The sequence below is a fragment of the Virgibacillus aidingensis genome, from assembly GCF_010994035.1.
Classification (GTDB): domain Bacteria; phylum Bacillota; class Bacilli; order Bacillales; family Amphibacillaceae; genus Virgibacillus_N.
This window is the reverse complement of the sequence record NZ_WIXN01000005.1, coordinates 14,512-32,362: the sequence shown is the minus strand read 5'-3', so window position 1 is coordinate 32,362 and position 17,851 is coordinate 14,512. Positions and strand designations below refer to the sequence as shown.

20 protein-coding genes are annotated in these 17,851 nt (G+C 39.8%); 4 read left to right on the top strand and 16 right to left on the bottom strand.

The window, feature by feature from the left end; genetic code table 11:
* Nucleotides 1-55 precede the first annotated feature (55 nt).
* On the bottom strand, nt 56-229 hold the full coding sequence (rpmF, locus tag GHD25_RS05425) for a 50S ribosomal protein L32 (protein WP_164215363.1): 174 nt from the start codon (nt 227-229) through the stop codon (nt 56-58).
* A 112-nt stretch (nt 230-341) separates the two neighbouring features.
* Complete coding sequence (locus GHD25_RS05420; RefSeq protein WP_164215362.1) at nt 342-872, bottom strand: YceD family protein; 531 nt, start codon at nt 870-872, stop codon at nt 342-344.
* Nucleotides 873-1,182: 310 nt separating this feature from the next.
* Here GHD25_RS05420 and GHD25_RS05415 point away from each other — a divergent pair, with 310 nt between their 5' ends.
* Entirely contained in the window at nt 1,183-2,400 is a 1,218-nt protein-coding gene (locus GHD25_RS05415) for a nucleotidyltransferase (protein WP_164215361.1), read from the top strand.
* A 170-nt stretch (nt 2,401-2,570) separates the two neighbouring features.
* On the opposite strand, the gene GHD25_RS05410 is transcribed toward GHD25_RS05415, so the two are convergent.
* The gene (locus GHD25_RS05410) at nt 2,571-3,599 is read right to left on the bottom strand and encodes a SepM family pheromone-processing serine protease (protein WP_164215360.1); all 1,029 of its coding nucleotides are present in this window, start codon (nt 3,597-3,599) and stop codon (nt 2,571-2,573) included.
* A gap of 453 nt (nt 3,600-4,052) precedes the next feature.
* Between GHD25_RS05410 and ylbJ the strand changes: the two genes are divergently transcribed.
* Nucleotides 4,053-5,297 (top strand): sporulation integral membrane protein YlbJ, encoded by a 1,245-nt coding sequence (gene ylbJ, locus GHD25_RS05405; RefSeq protein ID WP_164215359.1) that lies wholly within the window; start codon nt 4,053-4,055, stop codon nt 5,295-5,297.
* Between the two features lie 393 nt (nt 5,298-5,690).
* On the opposite strand, the gene coaD is transcribed toward ylbJ, so the two are convergent.
* The 7 genes from coaD to GHD25_RS05370 form a co-directional block, all read right to left on the bottom strand.
* Nucleotides 5,691-6,173, bottom strand: coding sequence for a pantetheine-phosphate adenylyltransferase (gene coaD, locus GHD25_RS05400; RefSeq protein WP_164215358.1), 483 nt, complete (start codon nt 6,171-6,173; stop codon nt 5,691-5,693).
* A 16-nt stretch (nt 6,174-6,189) separates the two neighbouring features.
* A complete protein-coding gene (rsmD, locus tag GHD25_RS05395; RefSeq protein WP_164215357.1) occupies nt 6,190-6,750 on the bottom strand; it encodes a 16S rRNA (guanine(966)-N(2))-methyltransferase RsmD in 561 nt (186 codons plus the stop codon).
* Between the two features lie 473 nt (nt 6,751-7,223).
* Entirely contained in the window at nt 7,224-7,511 is a 288-nt protein-coding gene (locus GHD25_RS05390; protein WP_164215356.1) for a YlbG family protein, read from the bottom strand.
* Between the two features lie 61 nt (nt 7,512-7,572).
* Nucleotides 7,573-8,010: a YlbF/YmcA family competence regulator gene (locus GHD25_RS05385; protein ID WP_164215355.1), complete on the bottom strand. Its 438-nt coding sequence runs from the start codon at nt 8,008-8,010 to the stop codon at nt 7,573-7,575.
* Between the two features lie 53 nt (nt 8,011-8,063).
* On the bottom strand, nt 8,064-8,297 hold the full coding sequence (locus GHD25_RS05380; protein WP_240452227.1) for a YlbE-like family protein: 234 nt from the start codon (nt 8,295-8,297) through the stop codon (nt 8,064-8,066).
* 11 nt (nt 8,298-8,308) lie between these two features.
* Nucleotides 8,309-8,767, bottom strand: a complete 459-nt coding sequence (ylbD, locus tag GHD25_RS05375; protein ID WP_164215353.1) for a spore coat protein YlbD — start codon at nt 8,765-8,767, stop codon at nt 8,309-8,311.
* A gap of 51 nt (nt 8,768-8,818) precedes the next feature.
* Entirely contained in the window at nt 8,819-9,904 is a 1,086-nt protein-coding gene (locus GHD25_RS05370) for a CAP domain-containing protein (protein WP_164215352.1), read from the bottom strand.
* Between the two features lie 302 nt (nt 9,905-10,206).
* On the opposite strand from GHD25_RS05370, the gene GHD25_RS05365 reads away from it, so the two are divergent.
* Nucleotides 10,207-10,572, top strand: a complete 366-nt coding sequence (locus GHD25_RS05365) for a YugN family protein (protein WP_164215351.1) — start codon at nt 10,207-10,209, stop codon at nt 10,570-10,572.
* Nucleotides 10,573-10,855: 283 nt separating this feature from the next.
* On the top strand, nt 10,856-11,914 hold the full coding sequence (ytvI, locus tag GHD25_RS05360) for a sporulation integral membrane protein YtvI (protein ID WP_164215350.1): 1,059 nt from the start codon (nt 10,856-10,858) through the stop codon (nt 11,912-11,914).
* Between the two features lie 97 nt (nt 11,915-12,011).
* Here ytvI and GHD25_RS05355 read toward each other — a convergent pair whose 3' ends face one another.
* From GHD25_RS05355 to coxB, 6 genes are all read right to left on the bottom strand, one after another.
* Nucleotides 12,012-12,467: a DUF420 domain-containing protein gene (locus GHD25_RS05355; protein WP_164215349.1), complete on the bottom strand. Its 456-nt coding sequence runs from the start codon at nt 12,465-12,467 to the stop codon at nt 12,012-12,014.
* Between the two features lie 197 nt (nt 12,468-12,664).
* The gene (gene ctaG, locus GHD25_RS05350) at nt 12,665-13,573 is read right to left on the bottom strand and encodes a cytochrome c oxidase assembly factor CtaG (protein WP_164215348.1); all 909 of its coding nucleotides are present in this window, start codon (nt 13,571-13,573) and stop codon (nt 12,665-12,667) included.
* Between the two features lie 266 nt (nt 13,574-13,839).
* Nucleotides 13,840-14,163 carry a cytochrome c oxidase subunit IVB gene (ctaF, locus tag GHD25_RS05345; RefSeq protein WP_164215347.1) on the bottom strand — a complete coding sequence of 108 codons (324 nt, stop codon included), beginning with the start codon at nt 14,161-14,163 and terminating at the stop codon, nt 13,840-13,842.
* A gap of 3 nt (nt 14,164-14,166) precedes the next feature.
* Nucleotides 14,167-14,790 carry a cytochrome (ubi)quinol oxidase subunit III gene (locus tag GHD25_RS05340; RefSeq protein ID WP_164215346.1) on the bottom strand — a complete coding sequence of 208 codons (624 nt, stop codon included), beginning with the start codon at nt 14,788-14,790 and terminating at the stop codon, nt 14,167-14,169.
* Nucleotide 14,791: 1 nt separating this feature from the next.
* Nucleotides 14,792-16,648, bottom strand: a complete 1,857-nt coding sequence (ctaD, locus tag GHD25_RS05335) for a cytochrome c oxidase subunit I (RefSeq protein WP_164215345.1) — start codon at nt 16,646-16,648, stop codon at nt 14,792-14,794.
* 56 nt (nt 16,649-16,704) lie between these two features.
* Nucleotides 16,705-17,760 (bottom strand): cytochrome c oxidase subunit II, encoded by a 1,056-nt coding sequence (gene coxB / locus GHD25_RS05330; RefSeq protein WP_164215344.1) that lies wholly within the window; start codon nt 17,758-17,760, stop codon nt 16,705-16,707.
* Nucleotides 17,761-17,851: the final 91 nt, after the last annotated feature.

Below are 17,851 nucleotides of genomic sequence, written 5' to 3'. Positions count from 1 at the left end.
CATACAATAAAAAAGCTGACCCATTTATAACTGGGACAGCTTCCTTTATTCATTATTAACTGCTTACCACTTCTTTGCCGTCATAATGACCGCATGATTTGCAAACATGATGCGGTTTTGTTAATTCTCCACAATTTGAGCATTCCACCATGCCGGGCACCTGCAGTTTTTTATGCGTACGACGCTGATTTTTTACTTTTTTGGAAGTTCTTCTTTTTGGTACTGCCACGACTTACACCTCCTTTTAGAAACTATATCTCCCTGATTTCTTTAACTGATTTGTACTTATCTGCCGGGATTAAGCATTTTCTGACTATGCCAGGCAAGAAAGTAATTTACAATCATTCTTCCTTATCATTTTTATTTTCCTTCAGCAAACTTTCCAACTTTTTCAAACGGGGATCAACATTCTTTTCCTGTTTTTCCTCTTCGGTGAAAAATTCCCAGCCCTGCCCCTTAGTGAGCGTGTTTTCCTGATTTAATGCATCCTTGGAATACACGCGATACGGTATATTTAATAGAATATGCTCTTTGATATAGGGAGTCAGGTCAATTACTTCCCCTTCTATTGGGTAAATTTCATTTTCTTCATCCCCAATATCGGAATCCGCAAAGATTTCACTTGCCCGGACATCCAGTGTATAGGGCACATCTGCAAGTGTACGTGCACAGGGTAAAATCAACTCTCCCTGAATACGAAGGTCAAAAATGAATTGCTCTCCCTGTAAAAAGCATTGGCCTGTCACATGAACGGGATCAATTTTTCTAATATCATTATTCATTACTTCCAATTCAGAAACATCTACAGTATCATCAAAGGCAAAAGCTTCCTGATGAGCACTTTTTCTTAGTTGTGCTATAGAAAATTTCACCATTATCACCTCAAGACAACAAGAGTTATTTTAAAAGAAAAAACATGTTTTGTCAACATATTATCTTTACATCCATTTGGAAATGAGCACGCTGTATAGACAAGCATTTTCCTTAAACATAATATTTTCCTTTCGGGGTAAATATATCCGCCGCAAATGGCTCAGGCCGAATTCTATATTCACCAGCAGTATTACCTATTATACTACCCTAAGACCTAAACTGCTAACCAAAAGAAACTACCGGATATTCATGCGGAGTATGGTGTTTTTTGGTACAATAAATATTAAATACAATCAGGGGTTGGTCGATATGAAAGCTTGCGGTTTAATTGTTGAGTATAATCCATTCCACAATGGACATCTATATCATATTCAGCAATCGAAAAGACTGACGGAAGCAGACTGTGTGATTGCTGTGATGAGCGGATCCTTTCTCCAGAGAGGCGAGCCGGCAATTATCGATAAGTTTCACCGCACCAGGGCAGCTTTGAATGCTGGTGTTGATATTATGCTGGAACTGCCGTATCCATACGCTGTTCAAAGCAGTGATTTTTTTGCAAAAGGGGCTGTTTTCACACTGGATGAAATAGGTGTAGATTCCATCTGCTTTGGTAGCGAATCAGGCAATATAGATTATTTTAAAAAAGCCTACGGAGATTTTGAAGAAAAAAAGCAGCTGTTCCAGCAAGTATTAAAATCCCAATTAAACAAGGGCATTACTTTCCCTGAAGCCAGCAGACTGGCATATAAAGCAATAGGACTGTCAACGGAGAAAATGGATCTCACTAAACCGAATAATATTCTTGGCTTCGGATATGTAAAAACTATTTTAGACTACTGGCTGCCTATTGATGCCTTTACCATCAAACGTACAAATAGCAACTACCATGATGAATCTATCACAAGCTCTATTGCCAGTGCAACCAGTATACGAAAGGCATTGCTTGAAACTGGGACGATTACGAATGTACTGAAAAAAGCAATGCCTGATGAAACACTTGTACAATTACGGAAATATGAAACAGCAGCATTAACCTGGCATACATGGGAACATTATTTCCCATTGCTGCACTACCGCGTATCCACCATGAGTTTAGAAGACCTTGCAAGTATTCATGATGTGGAAGAAGGCTTGGAATATCGTATTAAGAAAACCGCAAAGACGGCATTCTCCTTCAACGATTGGATGAAGGCAATAAAAACAAAAAGATATACATGGACAAGGCTGCAGCGTATTTTTGTACATATTTTAACCAATACCACAAAAAAAGAAATGGATGAAATAAGACAACATAAAACTGTACCATATATTCGATTGCTTGGAATGACGGAAAAAGGCCAATCTTATTTAAATCGCTATAAAAAGGAATTTAAGGTTCCGCTGGTGTCAAAGATCACAAAAAATGCAGATCCTATGCTGTTACTTGAAGAAAGAGCAAGTAACGCTTATTACAGTATCCTTCCTCCGGAGAATAAATATAAATTAAGCAGACAGGACTTTCAGCCACCAATGATTATCCCATCATAGCGCTTTTGATTATGCGTTAACGACACTCGGTATAAAGAAACGCTGAATAGCTTGATATATAAGCTATTAACACCAATTAGAATTTGACAGTAATTTCTTTAACTGTAAAAAACCGATGATATTTTTCATCGGTTTTTTACAGTCATACCCACGATATTAAGTTTTTGCCTCTAACTATCATTTGGCTCTAAATCCTGTAAATAAGCAACCGCTTCTTCCACTGTATCAATTGGAACAATTACCATATTTGTCCCAATCTCTTCCGCTTTCTCCCGTGCAATTTGATAATTTGACTGTTCATTGCCATTTTCATTAGGTGCAAAGAAGATATCGATACCTTTTTTATCGGAAGCAACTACTTTTTTATCCACTCCGCCAACACGGTAGACATTTCCGTCATAGTCAACTTCACCGGTACCCGCAATAGCATATCCTTTAGTTATATCCTCCTCTGTCAGCTGATCGTATATTTCCAGGGAAAACATTAATCCGGCACTTGGGCCGCCAATTCTGCCGCTTGAGAAGTTTACCTCAGGATTTACTGTGACACCCCGGTCAGTAACCAGCTGAATACCAATTCCGGGCTGACCATCAAGCTCTCCCAGCATTTCCAGGGTGATCATTTCCTCCATCGTTTCTTCTTCCCGGATAAATTCCACAGTAATTGTTTCCCCTGCTTCTTTTGCCTGAACATAGTTAATTAAATCATCAGCTTCTGTGATTTCTTCCCCGTCAATCCCAATAATACGATCACCCATTTGAAGCTTTCCGGATGCAGGCATACTCTCCATAACTGAGACCACGTAAACACCATTATACTCTATGTTTATCTCTTGCCCAGCCAATTCATAAGCAACAACTGTAGAAGCCTCCTGTGAGCTTTCCATCATTTGCAGCTGTGCATGCATATATTCATCATCAGTAATGCCATCCGGCCTCACTTCCTCTAATGGTCTAATTTCATGATGGGGCAAAAACATAGCCCAAACGTATTGCAGCGGGGTAGCCTGACCGCCGCTTACCGTGACAAGATGCATTTCACCTTCACTTGAAAATCCGTCGGTTACTTCCACAATCGGATTCAGCTCATCAGCAGCTCCCGGTTTGTATATATAATACGGCAATTGAAAAGCCGCCAAAAAGTAAGCAGCAATTACAATAATAACGAGAGATAATATTCGTTTCTTGTTAAATAACATGTAAGAACTCCTTCCATCCCAGTTAAAAACTTGGCTGTGTCAGGCAGTCTGGTGATTTAATGACTAACCCTGCCTATCGTCATCCTCAGGAATTATAAATTTATAAGCTATGGATAAGTTGGCAAAGTTATTTAACCTCATAATACTATAGCCCCCGGCAATAGCAATTCTTTACAGCGGAACGAGTCAGCTTTACTTTACTTCCCGCCCGGCCGCGCCTTACTCATGCACTGAAAAAACTTGTTAAAATACCAGCTGCTTTAAAAAGTGTATGGCATAAATGCAACATGTATGAGCGTATATTGTTAAAAGACCCGTATGCTTGTACACAGCTTCTATATATCATCTTTACCCAAGAGCACAGGTCACAAGCCAAAAAACTCCAAAAATCATTCTATTATTATATCAGAGAAACAAATCAAGAGCTAGCTAATTATATAGGAGGCTACAGTATTGATACAAAAATTAAAAACCATAATCTTAGCAGGATTTACTGCATTTTTTGCTTTTTCTCTTGTGTTTTTTTCCGATCAGGCATTTGAGGCCAGTATTAGAGGGTTAAATATATGGTGGGAAGTAGTTTTTCCTTCATTGCTGCCGTTCTTTATTACAGCAGAATTATTAATTGCATTTGGGGTGGTAAGATTTGTCGGAGTATTGTTTGAACCCATTATGAGACCGTTATTTAATGTCCCGGGTGCAGGCAGCTTTGGTTGGATAATGGGAATGGCAAGCGGTTATCCCACCGGTGCAAAAATTGCTGCCCGCCTGCGTGAGGATGACCAGCTGACAAAAACGGAAGCCGAGAGACTTGTTTCTTTTACGAATGCCTCCAGTCCCCTGTTCATCATAGGAGCTGTATCCATTGGATTTTTCCATGATCCACAGCTTGGAATATTACTGGCTGCAGCCCATTATGCAGGGAATGCGCTCGTAGGTGTTTGCATGCGTTTTTATAAAAGAAACGAGGAAAAGAAAATGAAATACGAGCTTAGAGGGAGAGATTCAAGTTCAAGAATATCACCGATTAGAGCCTTTCGGGAGATGCACCGGACCCGTTTAAAGGATAAGCGTCCATTGGGACAGATCATTGGAGATGCAGTCCTCACTTCCATTCAGACACTGGTAATGATTGGCGGCTTTATTATACTTTTCTCTGTTTTGACGAAGCTTTTCCACCTTGTTGGCATATCTCCGGTTATTTCAGGAATATTCCAGTATGTTTTAGCATTATTTTCATTGCCGTCCGAGCTTGCTCCGCCATTTTTCTCGGGACTTTTTGAAATAACCATCGGTGCACAGATGATATCACAGGTATCAACAGATACATTCCTGCAAAAAGCGGTAATTGTCAGCTTTATTTTAGGGTTTAATGGTTTTTCGGTTCAGGCTCAGGTTGCCAGTATTTTGGCAAAGACAGATATTAAATTTGCTCCATATTTTTTTGCCAGATTTCTGCACGGTATTTTTGCCAGTATATTAACGATAATGTTATATTATCCGCTTTATTTAAACCAGCAAACGTTTGAAAGAGAAGATATCGCTGTATCCAAAGAAGCAAGCACGAATATTTGGATGGAAATAATAAATCACATTTCCCAGATTGGTCCAGCAGTTACAATAGTTACACTTGGTGCTGGTGCAATCATATTATACAGAAGAATGCTGAAAAAAGACGGTGGGACAAAACAATTTTAGTAAACAGAAACCCGAACATCCTTATACACTAAGCTTAAAACCCGCTCCGGAAATATACTACGCTTTCACCATAGGCACAAATGCGACATCAGCTCAAACTCCCTTTGTCCCTTTGGTCGTTTTTTCGGTGTCTGCTTTGCCGGGCAGCTGGTAAGCCTTCTCGTGCGCTTCGTGTTACAATTATCCCAGTGGTGCAGCACTCCTCGCAAGTAAAGATTGCCAACTCGTCTTTAGGGGGGCTTACCGATGCCTTTGCTCCCGCAAATCTTTCCGGTGGTACGAGGGAACCGGTGTACCATAGTCCCAGGAGTCTGCGTATATCTCCGGAGCTAATATGGTGGATTGTTCGTCTTTTCTATGCTTACCCAGTGTTCTGTCTCAGCCTCTCTTCCTTTATTTGGTGAATTTTTCCTTTAATGCTTTTTCTACTGGTTCGGGTACAAGATCACTGACATTTCCCTGGTATCTTGCAGCTTCTTTTACAATACTTGAACTCAGGAAAGAATATTGATTATTTGTCATCATAAAAAAAGTCTCTATTTCGGGATTAAGCTTTCTGTTCATGGAAGTGATTTGCATTTCATATTCAAAATCACTTACTGCACGCAACCCGCGGATGATAGCCTGTGCATTTTTGGATTCGGCATAATCTATAAGTAATCCGCTTGATGTATCAACTGTCACGTTTGGGTATTCCTTGACACTTTCTTCAATCAGACGTATCCTTTCATCCACCGTAAAAATAGGGTTTTTTGACTGGTTCTTAAAAACAGCTACGATAACATGATCGAATATTTTAGATCCCCGTTTGATAATGTCTATATGCCCAAAGGTAATCGGGTCAAAACTCCCAGGGCAGATGGCGAGCCTGCTCAACTAAAATCAATCCTTTCTATTCCATTGTCTCTTGATAAATAGTAACACCGATGGTATCCCCATAATTACTTTGCTTCAGTATTTGGTAACTATTAATGCTTTGCGGCAGTTTTACAGAATAATCGTGTTCACAGAAAATAAAGCCATTTTCTTTAAGTAACAAGTGCCTGCTGATTTCATTTAAAAGCTTTATAAGATCAACATGGCCATACGGCGGATCGAGGAGGATCAGATCAAATTGCAATTGTCGTTTGGACAGTAGCTGTAAAGCACGGAATGCATCATTTCGATAAACTTCCGCTTGATCCGCGATGCTGAGTGATTTTAAGTTATCGTGAATAGTATGAATTGCTTTCGATTGCTTGTCAATAAAAAAAGCGCTTTCCATTCCCCTGCTCAATGCTTCAATTCCCAATGCTCCGCTTCCGGCAAATAAATCCAATACCTTTCCGCCGCTAAAAAATGGGCCCATCACTTGAAAAACAGCTTCTTTTACTTTATCTGCTGTAGGTCTTGTTGTACTGCCTGAGACCGCCTTTAATTTTCTTCCTTTATGTAAACCTGCAACAACGCGCATTCCTTCACCTCAATTGAATACTATTTGACATTAATCCTGCCTTGATCAACCCTTATTGCTGAGGGGCAGGCTCTTCGCATGCTTGAAGAGGGAGTTTTCCCGCCTATTTTTGATAAAGTGAAGTGAAGAAATAGTCCACTTCCAGTCAAAGTCATGTATATTTTTAATTTACTCGTCCATAATAACATAATGAAACAGCAAATGTTTAATCAGCTGTTTCAAAAACTCGGAGAAGACTTACACTTCCCCATAAGTTCTTCCTCCGGTTTCTCCTCTCCCTTTGCCTTTTTGTTTTCGTTGGGCGAAAACAAAAAGACCTGTAGAAATATATCTACAGGTTTTTCTTTTGCCCAATAATCAGCAGAGCAGCCGATTTAAGGAAGATTGAAAGGAAAAAGCCAACAAAATCTGAATTACAAACCTTGTGGCTTTTTCCAAGTACCGGGTGTCCCCATTTTATTTTAAGGATGTATTTATATAGTAGAATGCATATCTGATTTATAGTCATACTGCTTTGCCTGATCAGTCATGGCGTTCTGAAAATTCGTCTGAACATATGGTTTATATGAACGTTCCACCTTTGAAACAAACGGAAACTTCAACAGTTTTTCTTCTACTCTTTCAATATCTGAGACATTTACATAAATAACGGCATATTTCAGCTTTTTGGAAATATAGAGTAAATGTCCGTGCCGTTTTATTTGTTTTATGTTCTTTCTATGTTGGAACCAGACGATCAGTCCCTGCCTTTTTACCCTCATATAAAATCCTCATTTACAAATTATTTTAATATATAAAAGTACCGGTTTTCCTTAAGCACAGTCAGGAAGCACACCCGCAGCTTCCACCGCTTCCGCAGCCGCATCCACTGTCGGTTAAAGCAGCTCCATCCTTTGGTGCCTTAATATCCTTACTGACACTTAATGCAATATGGGAACTGACTTCATCAAGTAATTTTTGTATATTCCGCTCCGCTACCTTAAAAGCTGCCACTTTATCATTCATGTCCATTTCCCGTTTGGCGGAACGCACGTTTTTCATAATTTGATTATAATCCGGATGATACCGGCCAAACCGCTGGACATCCTCATAGTGCTCTTTTACATCTATAAACTTCTTAATAAGCCGTTGGGCTTCTTTGTCGCGATCAAGTGCTTTTTTAGTTTTCTGATAGGCCTGCATATCTTCTGAATCCAAAATCATTTTAGCTAAGGATTCCGAGTGATCAAGTATATCTGCATACTCCAGTGTCGCAATCATTCACAAAACACCTCCAACACTATCTTAACATGTCAGAGGCTTTCTGAGAATATCTAATCTTTCATTTCTTCGGCAAATTGCATGAGCATTCCCATCATTTGCACTTGATTATTTAAACGGTCCATACGCTGTGGGAATGTTTTTCCGTAGAACTTCTTCGCTTCTTTTTCTATTTCGCTAATCTTTCGCGGATCCCTTGATAAATAGCGGTACCAAACCGGGTTATATCGGACAAATCTTATTAGGGAGGGATTATTTGCCAAGTAATGATACGTATGTTTATCCACCGTCCTTCCCCCTAATCCTGAAACCATTGATTTGGATTTTGTTTCGCTGTTGACCCCTTGGTCTGCTGAAACTGGCTGATAGCTTCCTGAACAGTAGAAATAGTATTGCTTAATTGATGCACTTGTTTTTGTACTTTATCCATATCCATATTTTCAGCCACCTTAACAAGCTGGCTTAATAGCTCGGTGTTTTTCTTCTTGGTATTCTCGTCGGCTGTCTTTTTTTTTTCCTCGTCACCTTTATCCTCTTCCTTGAATGCTTCCCAGTAGTCATCGTCTTCTCCAAGCAATATCCATTTTTCATAGTACTCCTGCCAAGGTCTTCCTTTTTTTCGCAGGTTCGAGATTAATTTAGGATGTTTATTAACAAATTGTTTGAATTCATGGATAGAAGGATGAAGTTTTTGTTCGCCCAATTTACTCACCTCAAAAGCAATCTTTTTACTATTTAATTTATGCTGATTACCCATATACTGTGCTTTGTAAAATAGGCGATTATTCGGAAAACAAGCTGCAGGGGCTTACATTGGTTTTTCCAGGAAGTTCTGTGTGTAATAGAGACGATAAACACCAACACCAAGATGGGTATATTCTTCATTGAATAATGCTTCCCTGTGTCCTTCACTGTTAAGCCAGCCTTCCATGGCGGAAGGAGCATCCGAGTATTGCGCAGCGATATTTTCTCCGGCCGTCCTGTAAAACACATCCAATTCCGACAAACGCTCTTTTAGTCCATCACCATTTAAACCGTAGTGAGAAAAATAATCATTTTCGGCCATGTCTTTACTGTGTAAAAATGCTACTTCATGAACGTCTCCCTCCCAGCTTAATGGAGGAGAATCATGTCTCTGGCGAATGACATTTGTTATATCAAAAATCTGCTGTTCCATCCCCATTTCAACCTCTTCCCATGCTTCATCAGACAGATTTGGCTCTTCAGGAAGGCTGCCGCGGTATTGCAATTCATAAGGTCGGTGTTTAAGCAGTATGTCGGCTGTTAATACTCTGATGGAGGATAATTTATTGGTAAACGTATCAAAATAGTTCTGTATAAAAGTATCATGATCCACTTTTACTAATGGACGGGATTTCAAATCTTCCTCGTTTAATAGAAAAGTATACGATGAAAATCCTCCACTATAATTTACTTCATCGCTAAATTGAAAATCCCCGCTTGCTGCATAAGCATCAGCAGCGGATTCATATTGCTGTCCAATATGGACAGGAGATAAATCCAAACCATCTCCTGTTGCATAAATAGTAACCACTTCACCCTCCAATATGCCAAACTGGATATAGCTTTCCGGCTGACTGGCGTACACCCACCAAGTATATCCATAAGCGCTCATATCTTTCCTGTCAGGCTCTCCCAAAGCTTTTTCCAGCGCATCTGCATCTTTTCTCATCCACTGGAATAAATCTCCTTCCAACGGGAACATACCCTCTATTTCAGGAGCAACTTTTGTTTCCAGTGTATGATGCTTCCATGCTGCATCACTGACCAAATTGAATGCTTCTCCCTCTCCGATCCCTGTTTGGTCTATTAAAAGAACACCAATCAGAACAACAATGAATGCGGCTAAAGATAGATTTTTTACAAATCGCATAGAAGAAACTCCTTTATTCCTTTTTAAAACACTATATGTCAAAGGGATAAAATACATGCTATTTTTTCTATTATAATTCCCCGTAATTATAGCATTTTTTTCCGTAAAAAAAAGATACTGTATATTAAATAAATAGATTCCTGAGGATAAGCGGTAAATCTAATTTGAGGAGGATGAGCTGCGGCCGTTCCATTTTAATTTTTATCATGAAAGTCAGACGAAAAAAATTAACGTATCAATTGCAACTTCAGGTAATTCGTACTATCATAAGGTAATGAGGACAAATACGCGAGGTGGATAAAATGAAAATAGAAAATACAGGTATTGATGAAATTGTTATCGATTTAAAGCCACTGGACCATATTACAGCTAAACATGCTTTCATCCGAGCCGGTCAGTGGGATTATGAAAGGGTTACGTATGACTACAGAATTGATTCAAAAGAAAAAAATATTACATATTATATCCGCGTACAGGGCTATGCCATTGAAGGTGATGTAGACAGCCGTAATGCAGTAATTAAGCTGATGACTCCCCTGCTCGGAAAGCATTATTATCCGCATGGAGTGGAATACGGAGAAGAAGAAAACTTCCCGGAAAACCTTGTTGAAAGAGCCAATAATTTAGTTATTAAATTAAAAGAGGAAATTGAACAGCATCAAAAGTAAGAAAGGAAACAGCCAGCTGCTTATATATAGGCGGCTGGCTTTTAGAAAAGCCCGCATTCACCCGCCTTTTAGTGAATGCATTGATTTTCCCTGTCCTTGAGACTTAAATATTCGATTCCTCGAATCCAGTATTCAGCTGAAATTTCATCATTTCTTTACGTGTAAAAAAATGCTAAAGCAGCTTCATCCTTTTATCCGTTTCTTCATATGTTTATTATAACAGTATTCTAATTATTGATTTTGCAGCCTCCACTCTAAATTCGAAAGGGGTAACCATATTACTGTGTTTCGATCCATAACAAAAAGACAGTGGACACTTATATTCCTTACTATTTTTTTAATATTAGCAGCTGTTTTTATACTGCCAATTTCCATACCCCTGATTTTAGCTCTTATCACTGCCCTGATACTTAATCCGCTTGTAAGACTCATGCAGCGGAGAACGAAAATAAGCAGAAAGTTTTCCGTTATTATTGTTTTTACTCTTTTTTTGCTTGTGGTTGTGTTTATTGGAGCAACAGTTATATCTAAAGCGGTGACTCAAGTTATAAATCTGGTGGAAGATGTCCCGGTTTATGTGAATCAAATGAATGTAATTTACCAGTCTTGGGAAGAACAGCTCCAGCGCTACACAGATGATTTACCATCTGAGTTTGTCAGTCAGGTTTCGGAAAGTATCGAATCGAATCTGCATACGCTAGGTGAAGTAGTAAGGGAAAGGTTTACACTGGAAAATATTGCGCAGATTTTCGCCAAAATTCCGGAATATTTAATCAGCATCCTGGTATACCTGATAGCCTTATTTTTATTCATGCTGGAATTGCCAATTCTAAAAACAAAAATGTATCAATTATTAACAAAAGAAACTGCCGAAAAGGTAACTTTTATGAATGCCAGGTTAGCCAGTGTGTTTTTTGGTTTTTTCAAAGCCCAATTTTTAGTTTCACTGATTATATTTCTGGTATCTTTAATAGGTTTGTTTATCATTATACCGGAAGTAGCCATTATTATGTCACTGATTATCTGGGCGGTAGACTTAATTCCGATCATAGGATCCATTATTATTCTGGGGCCCTGGGCAGCCTATGTACTACTGGCAGGAGACACTGTTCTGGGCATCCAGCTCGCTGCATTAGCAGTAATATTGCTTGCCATCAGAAGAACTGTGGAACCTAAGGTGATGGGAGAACAAATTGGTTTAAGCCCGCTTGCAACCCTGATTTCAATGTTTCTCGGATTGAAGCTGCTGGGAATATGGGGGTTTATACTTGGACCATTGCTCGTAATTATATTTACCTCTGCAAAGGAAGTCGGCATTTTTAAATGGAATATAAAAATATAAAAGGGTGAGAGCATGGAGCTTTCACCCTTTTATATTCAGGCAAACGAACTAAAATTTAAAGCTGCCGATAAATCAGTTTAGCAGCTTCATCTTACTATTAAGAGCCAAATATAGCGCGGATCATACTGGTCGTCTCTCCGCCATCAAAAAATACATACAGTAATAAATATACCATAATGCCTGTCAGCGCACTGAAAAACCAAATAATACTTGTGACCGGACCAATCTTTCTATGTTTGGTAATCTTTCGTTTTAAAGCCAGCCGAAGTGTAACCAGCCCAAAGACTGCACCGGTTGTCGCTAATATTATGTGAAATACAAGAAAGATCGTATAATAAATTTCCAGTTCCTCCGGACCGCCAAAACTGGTATTCCCTACGAAAATCGTACGTGACACATAAATAATAAAAAATAATAATGCGCTGACTGCTGCTGCCAGCATTGTTTTTTTATGGGCAGCTCTTTTATCTTTTGCAATAAATCGCCATCCAATCGCAACCAATATAGCGCTTAACAGGATAAAAAAGGTACTGATTGTTGGTAAAAATTCCATGGAGTACACTGTTCCTTTCATTTACAAATACTATGTTTCTTTACTGTCTTTCAGATAGACAAAGAGTCAAATACATATAATGCCGAAATATCGCCTTATAAATTGAAACCTCCTTGACAATATTGTTACTGTCTATCGTCAAGGGGGCTATTTTTCCCGTTTTCCAAATACAATTAATAAACTGCTTATGCTGTATATTACAGGTTTTGCGGCTCTGCAGGAGCAGGTGCCGGATCCACCTTCAGGCTGTCTTTGTTAAACCATTTAAAGAATACACTTGCCAAAATGAAGCCATAAGTGATCTCCTGCATAATTTTCATAATAATACCGCCCAGCTGCTGGTCTACCAGTGTACTCATTGGCGAAAACATCTCCGGTCCGGAAATGGCATAAGTAATTCCCTGCAGTACATCTCCCGGCACACATAATGCCATGGCCTGCATCCATGCCCCTTCTGAACTGTATGTTAAGAAAAGCGGCTCATTAGCAAATATAATTAATACACAAGCCGGGGTAATTAACACACCATTTGCGAAAATATAAAGTATTTTTCCGAGTGGCTTTATTCTATCCAGTTCTTTAAGCGGCGCTAATATTGGCAGCCAAACAATAAAAGCTGCAACTAAAATGATTAAAGAGATGGATGTATGCGCCAGCTGTGATGTTTTTGAGAAATCATGTATGGCCGGTATATGGTACAGGGAAAATAAAGTATTAAACAATAGTAAGGAAACCACCGGTTTTGTCAATAAACGCAACATAGGCTTAATAAACCGTGCGTACAATATTTTTTCCCAAATCCATACAGGGAGACCCTTAATAACCAAAATGGGAAATACAAGGTAATAAATGGCCATTTGTGTCATATGAAAACTCAGCATTATATGCGACAGCAGGTCCACCGGGGCCCCTTTCACAGCATACAAAAGAACCATTGCTGTATAAAAAAATATCTGCTGCTTAACTGACGGTTTTTCATTACCGCCAAATTTGTGCCGGAAAGGTCCAGTCACGAGAAAATATAGTAGAGCCAGTCCTGCTACAAACAAAAGAAAGTAAGGACTCCACAAAGCACGGAACCCGAATATCTGTAATTCTAACCACATCTTAAATCCCCCTGATGCACCATAGTTTTGTATGGATGCAGTGATTTACCAGTACATAAAATTCGGAAGCAAAGTGTCAAAATAGGCAAACACAGTGAAATAGTATGGGGAGCTTTTTTCTCCTTAGAGGAAACAGTATATCATCTATTATAACTGAAAATTAATTAGCGAACTACTTTATATTGTGACAATTTATAAACAAAACAATGAAGCATGAAAGATAACAATAATCATGAAAAAAGACTGGCTAAGCCAGTCTTTCTCCTTTACCACCAGACAATGAGAATAAGTCCTGCAAGTGTAAGAGCGGCAGCCCATACACCACCGTACATCAATGTTGCCGGCATTTCATGGTCTTTATCCTTCATGTGCATAAAGTAGTAAAATTGAAAGGCAACCTGTACTACGGCAAGGATCAGGATTAATGGTACAACAAACATTGGTTCCATAACATCAGCTGCAACAGCTATAAATGCAATAATGGTAAATCCAATCATTAACGCAAAAGAAATTAACTGTTTTTTCATTTCTTCCTTCTTTTTCCGTTTCTCAAACGAATCAACATGATTGGTATTGGTGTTATTTGTCATAAATTAACCCACCCTTCCCATTAAATATACAACTGTGAAGATAAATACCCACACAACATCAATAAAGTGCCAGTATAAACTGAACGTATAAAATTTAGGCGCATTGTACAGATTTAATCCCCGCTTGGCATTTCGAACCATGAGCGCCATCAGCCAGGCAATCCCAAAAGTAACGTGCCCTCCGTGAAACCCGACTAATGTGTAAAAGGCGGAGCCAAAAGCGGATGAGCGGAACGTAAATCCATAGTCAATGATATAATGGGTAAACTCATAAATTTCCAGCGCAAGGAAGCTGAGTCCCAAAAATGCAGTGATCGCCAGCCATAGCTGCATCTTTTTAAAATCATTGTTTTTCATGTGATACATTGCATAAACACTAGTTAAAGAACTAGTAAGCAGGATCATTGTCATTGCAAATACAAGCCCCAGGCCAAATAAATCAGTTGAGGCAGGACCGCCTGCAGTCGAATTTCTTAATGCAATATACGTTCCGAAAAAGCTCGCAAAGAGAACAGTCTCCCCTCCGAGGAAGAACCATAAACCATAGAATTTATTTCTTCCTTCAAGGGTGGCTTTCTCTGGTTCCTGCGGCATCGTTTCCGGATTCAAGGAATGATCGTGACTCATATTAGTCCGCCTCCCTTTCAAGTTCTTCTTTCTTAATATGGTAGCCATGGTCATCTTTCAGGGAACGAATTAACATCGAAAGAAGCGCAAGCCCTATTCCGGCAAATACTAAAATCAGATATGCGCTATGATCCACTTGAAAAATAAATCCAAAACCGGCAATTGTAAATCCTAGTGAAATCAGGAATGGCAGAATCGATGAATTTGGCATATGGATATCACCTAAAGGCTCTGCTGGTGTAATTTCCCCTTTTCCTTCCATTTTTTCCACCCATAGCGGATCCAAACCGCGAACAAGCGGTGTTTGCTTAAAGTTATAGTAAGGCGGAGGTGATGAAATTGCCCATTCCAATGAACGTCCATCCCACGGGTCTGCAGGTGCTTTATTGCCTTTTGCCCATGTATAGAATACGTTGATCAGGAATATAACCACACCGACTGCCATCAGGAAGGCACCGATGGTACTTACCATGTTCCCAGTGTCCAAACCCTGATCCTCCAGGAAGACCCAATAACGGCGAGGCATTCCCATCAGACCGAGGAAGTGCTGCACAAAGAAAGTTAAATGAAAGCCGACAAAGAATAACCAGAATGTAAGCTTTCCCATGCCTTCGTGCAGGATTCTGCCAAACATTTTTGGCCACCAGAAATGCAATGCCGCCATTATACCAAATACTGTTCCACCTACGATTACATAGTGAAAGTGTGCCACAACAAAATAGGTGTCATGGTATTGATAATCGGCTACAGCTGAAGCGAGCATAATTCCTGTCATACCACCAATAGTGAAAGACGGAATAAAACCAAGTGTCCAAAGCATAGCCGAGTTTATCGTTATGCTTCCGCCCCACATGGTCGCAAGCCAGTTAAATATTTTTATACCGGTTGGTACAGCGATGGCCATGGTTGCAATAGCAAAAATAGAGTTTGCTACAGGTCCAAGACCTACTGTAAACATGTGGTGGGCCCACACCATAAACCCAAGAAATGCAATTAGAATCGTCGCAAATACCATTGCTGTATATCCAAATAGCCTTTTCTTTGATAGTGTGGCAGTTATGTCACTGAATACACCGAAAACCGGCAGGATCAGAATATATACTTCCGGGTGAGCAAAAATCCAGAACAAGTGCTGCCAGATAATTGTATTTCCGCCCAGTGCTACGTCAAAAAATGCAGAGCCGAACATTCTATCAAACATTAACAGGAATAAGCCAACTGTCAACGCAGGAAAGGCAAATAGAATGAGTACACTTGTTATAAATGTTGCCCATGAAAAGAGCGGCATACGCATATAAGTCATACCGGGTGCACGCATGGTAACAATCGTTGCAAGGAAGTTAATGCCCCCCATTAATGTACCGGCACCCGATATCTGCAACCCGAGCACATAAAAGTCAACCCCGTGTCCGGGCGACTGTGTAGATAATGGTGCATAGGCAGTCCAGCCGGCATCAGGTGCTCCTCCACCCATAAACCAGCTGAAGTTCAGCAATATGCCGCCAAACATGAACAGCCAAAATCCAAGAGAGTTCAAAAATGGAAATGCAACATCCCGCGCTCCGATTTGCAGAGGCATAACGGCGTTCATTAAGCCGAGCAATAATGGCATGGCCGCCAGGAAAATCATGGTAGTACCATGCATCGTTATCATTTCATTATATAAACCTGCACTAATAAAATCATTTTCAGGTGTAGCTAATTGTATACGAATAATCATTGCTTCCAAGCCGCCCAGCAGGAAGAAAAAACCGCCGCCAAATAAATAGAGATGTGCTATTTTTTTATGGTCGACAGTGGTAATATAATCCCACAAGAAGGCTCCGAAGCCTCGTTTTTGAGTAGCTGCAATACTCAAATTCCAAACCTCCCTTTGTCATCTTTCATCCCAGTATTTATAAGAATCCATACCATTTATAAACCGCCTGCACTTTCAGGTGTGATCTCGGAATGTTCCAGCTGCAGTAAGTATTCAGCAATACTGTCTGCCTCTTCTTCCGATAGAGCAGGATAAGCGCCCGTCATTTTGTTCCCTGGCTTGAGTGACTCAGGATCCATCAGCCAATCAACAAGATTTTCTTTTGTCGGCTCCAAGTATCCGGCAATTCTTGAACGATTGGCAAAGTTTGTCAGATCAGGACCTACTGCAGATGGTGCAGAACCAATCGCGTGGCAGCTCATACAGTTATTTTCCTCAAAAAGTGCTTTTCCATCCTGCGCTACTGCATCTTGCGGCTCTTCTTCAGGATCCGCATTTTGCATATCGCTCACCCATTGGTCATACTCTTCAGGGCTTACTGCGATCACTTTGAAATCCATTAGTGAATGCGACGGTCCGCAAAGTTCCGCACATTTACCCCAGTAAACACCTTCTTCATGAGCTTCCAGATACATCGTGTTTACGTTCTCCGGGTTAACATCCATTTTTCCGGCTATGCTCGGCACCCAGAATGAATGGATTACATCGGAAGAAAGCATATGAACATACACTCTTTCACCTACAGGAATATACAGATCCTGACTGGTTGCAAATTCTTCTTCTTCATAGTTAAAATGCCACCAGTATTGATGTCCCGTAACTTCAATATTAATCCCATCCGCAGAAGCAGACTCATCAGCCAAATCAAAAGTAGCGGCCACCGTCGGAACTGCAAGGGTAACCACCAATATAATTGGAATAATTGTCCATACAGTCTCCAGCGTTTTACTTCCCTCTACCTGTTTTGGTATGTAACCTTCCTGTCCTTTTTTCCTGCGAAAACGAATTAGAACAATTGTATAGACCAAGATTACAATAAGAAATACAAAAACCATAATAACTGTGGAAAGAATTATCAAATTCATGGACGATTCAGCACCGTATCCTTTAGGTACAAGGGCGGTTAAGTTTTCTTTTCCACAGCCTGCCAGAACCAATGCCAGCATGCTTAAAAGAAATAATGACTTGAATTTTCCCATCCAACCTTTCATGTTTATACCTCTCTTTCTATTGTTGATTCCTTATATATTTATTCTATTAAGGACGTTGTTAACAGATGATTAGCTAAAAGGTAAATTCATT

What these genes read in the sequence shown, in the direction of transcription:
- GHD25_RS05370 (WP_164215352.1), bottom strand. Translation starts at nt 9,904, where the DNA reads ATGCGATTTGTAAAAAATCTATCTTTAGCCGCATTCATTGTTGTTCTG.
- GHD25_RS05355 (WP_164215349.1), bottom strand. Translation starts at nt 12,467, where the DNA reads ATGGAATTTTTACCAACAATCAGTACCTTTTTTATCCTGTTAAGCGCT.
- GHD25_RS05410 (WP_164215360.1), bottom strand. Translation starts at nt 3,599, where the DNA reads ATGTTATTTAACAAGAAACGAATATTATCTCTCGTTATTATTGTAATT.
- ylbD (WP_164215353.1), bottom strand. Translation starts at nt 8,767, where the DNA reads ATGGGTAATCAGCATAAATTAAATAGTAAAAAGATTGCTTTTGAGGTG.
- GHD25_RS05390 (WP_164215356.1), bottom strand. Translation starts at nt 7,511, where the DNA reads ATGAGGGTAAAAAGGCAGGGACTGATCGTCTGGTTCCAACATAGAAAG.
- rsmD (WP_164215357.1), bottom strand. Translation starts at nt 6,750, where the DNA reads ATGCGCGTTGTTGCAGGTTTACATAAAGGAAGAAAATTAAAGGCGGTC.
- ctaG (WP_164215348.1), bottom strand. Translation starts at nt 13,573, where the DNA reads ATGTGGTTAGAATTACAGATATTCGGGTTCCGTGCTTTGTGGAGTCCT.
- ctaF (WP_164215347.1), bottom strand. Translation starts at nt 14,163, where the DNA reads ATGACAAATAACACCAATACCAATCATGTTGATTCGTTTGAGAAACGG.
- coxB (WP_164215344.1), bottom strand. Translation starts at nt 17,760, where the DNA reads ATGAAAGGTTGGATGGGAAAATTCAAGTCATTATTTCTTTTAAGCATG.
- GHD25_RS05415 (WP_164215361.1), top strand. Translation starts at nt 1,183, where the DNA reads ATGAAAGCTTGCGGTTTAATTGTTGAGTATAATCCATTCCACAATGGA.
- GHD25_RS05365 (WP_164215351.1), top strand. Translation starts at nt 10,207, where the DNA reads ATGAAAATAGAAAATACAGGTATTGATGAAATTGTTATCGATTTAAAG.
- GHD25_RS05340 (WP_164215346.1), bottom strand. Translation starts at nt 14,790, where the DNA reads ATGAGTCACGATCATTCCTTGAATCCGGAAACGATGCCGCAGGAACCA.
- GHD25_RS05385 (WP_164215355.1), bottom strand. Translation starts at nt 8,010, where the DNA reads ATGATTGCGACACTGGAGTATGCAGATATACTTGATCACTCGGAATCC.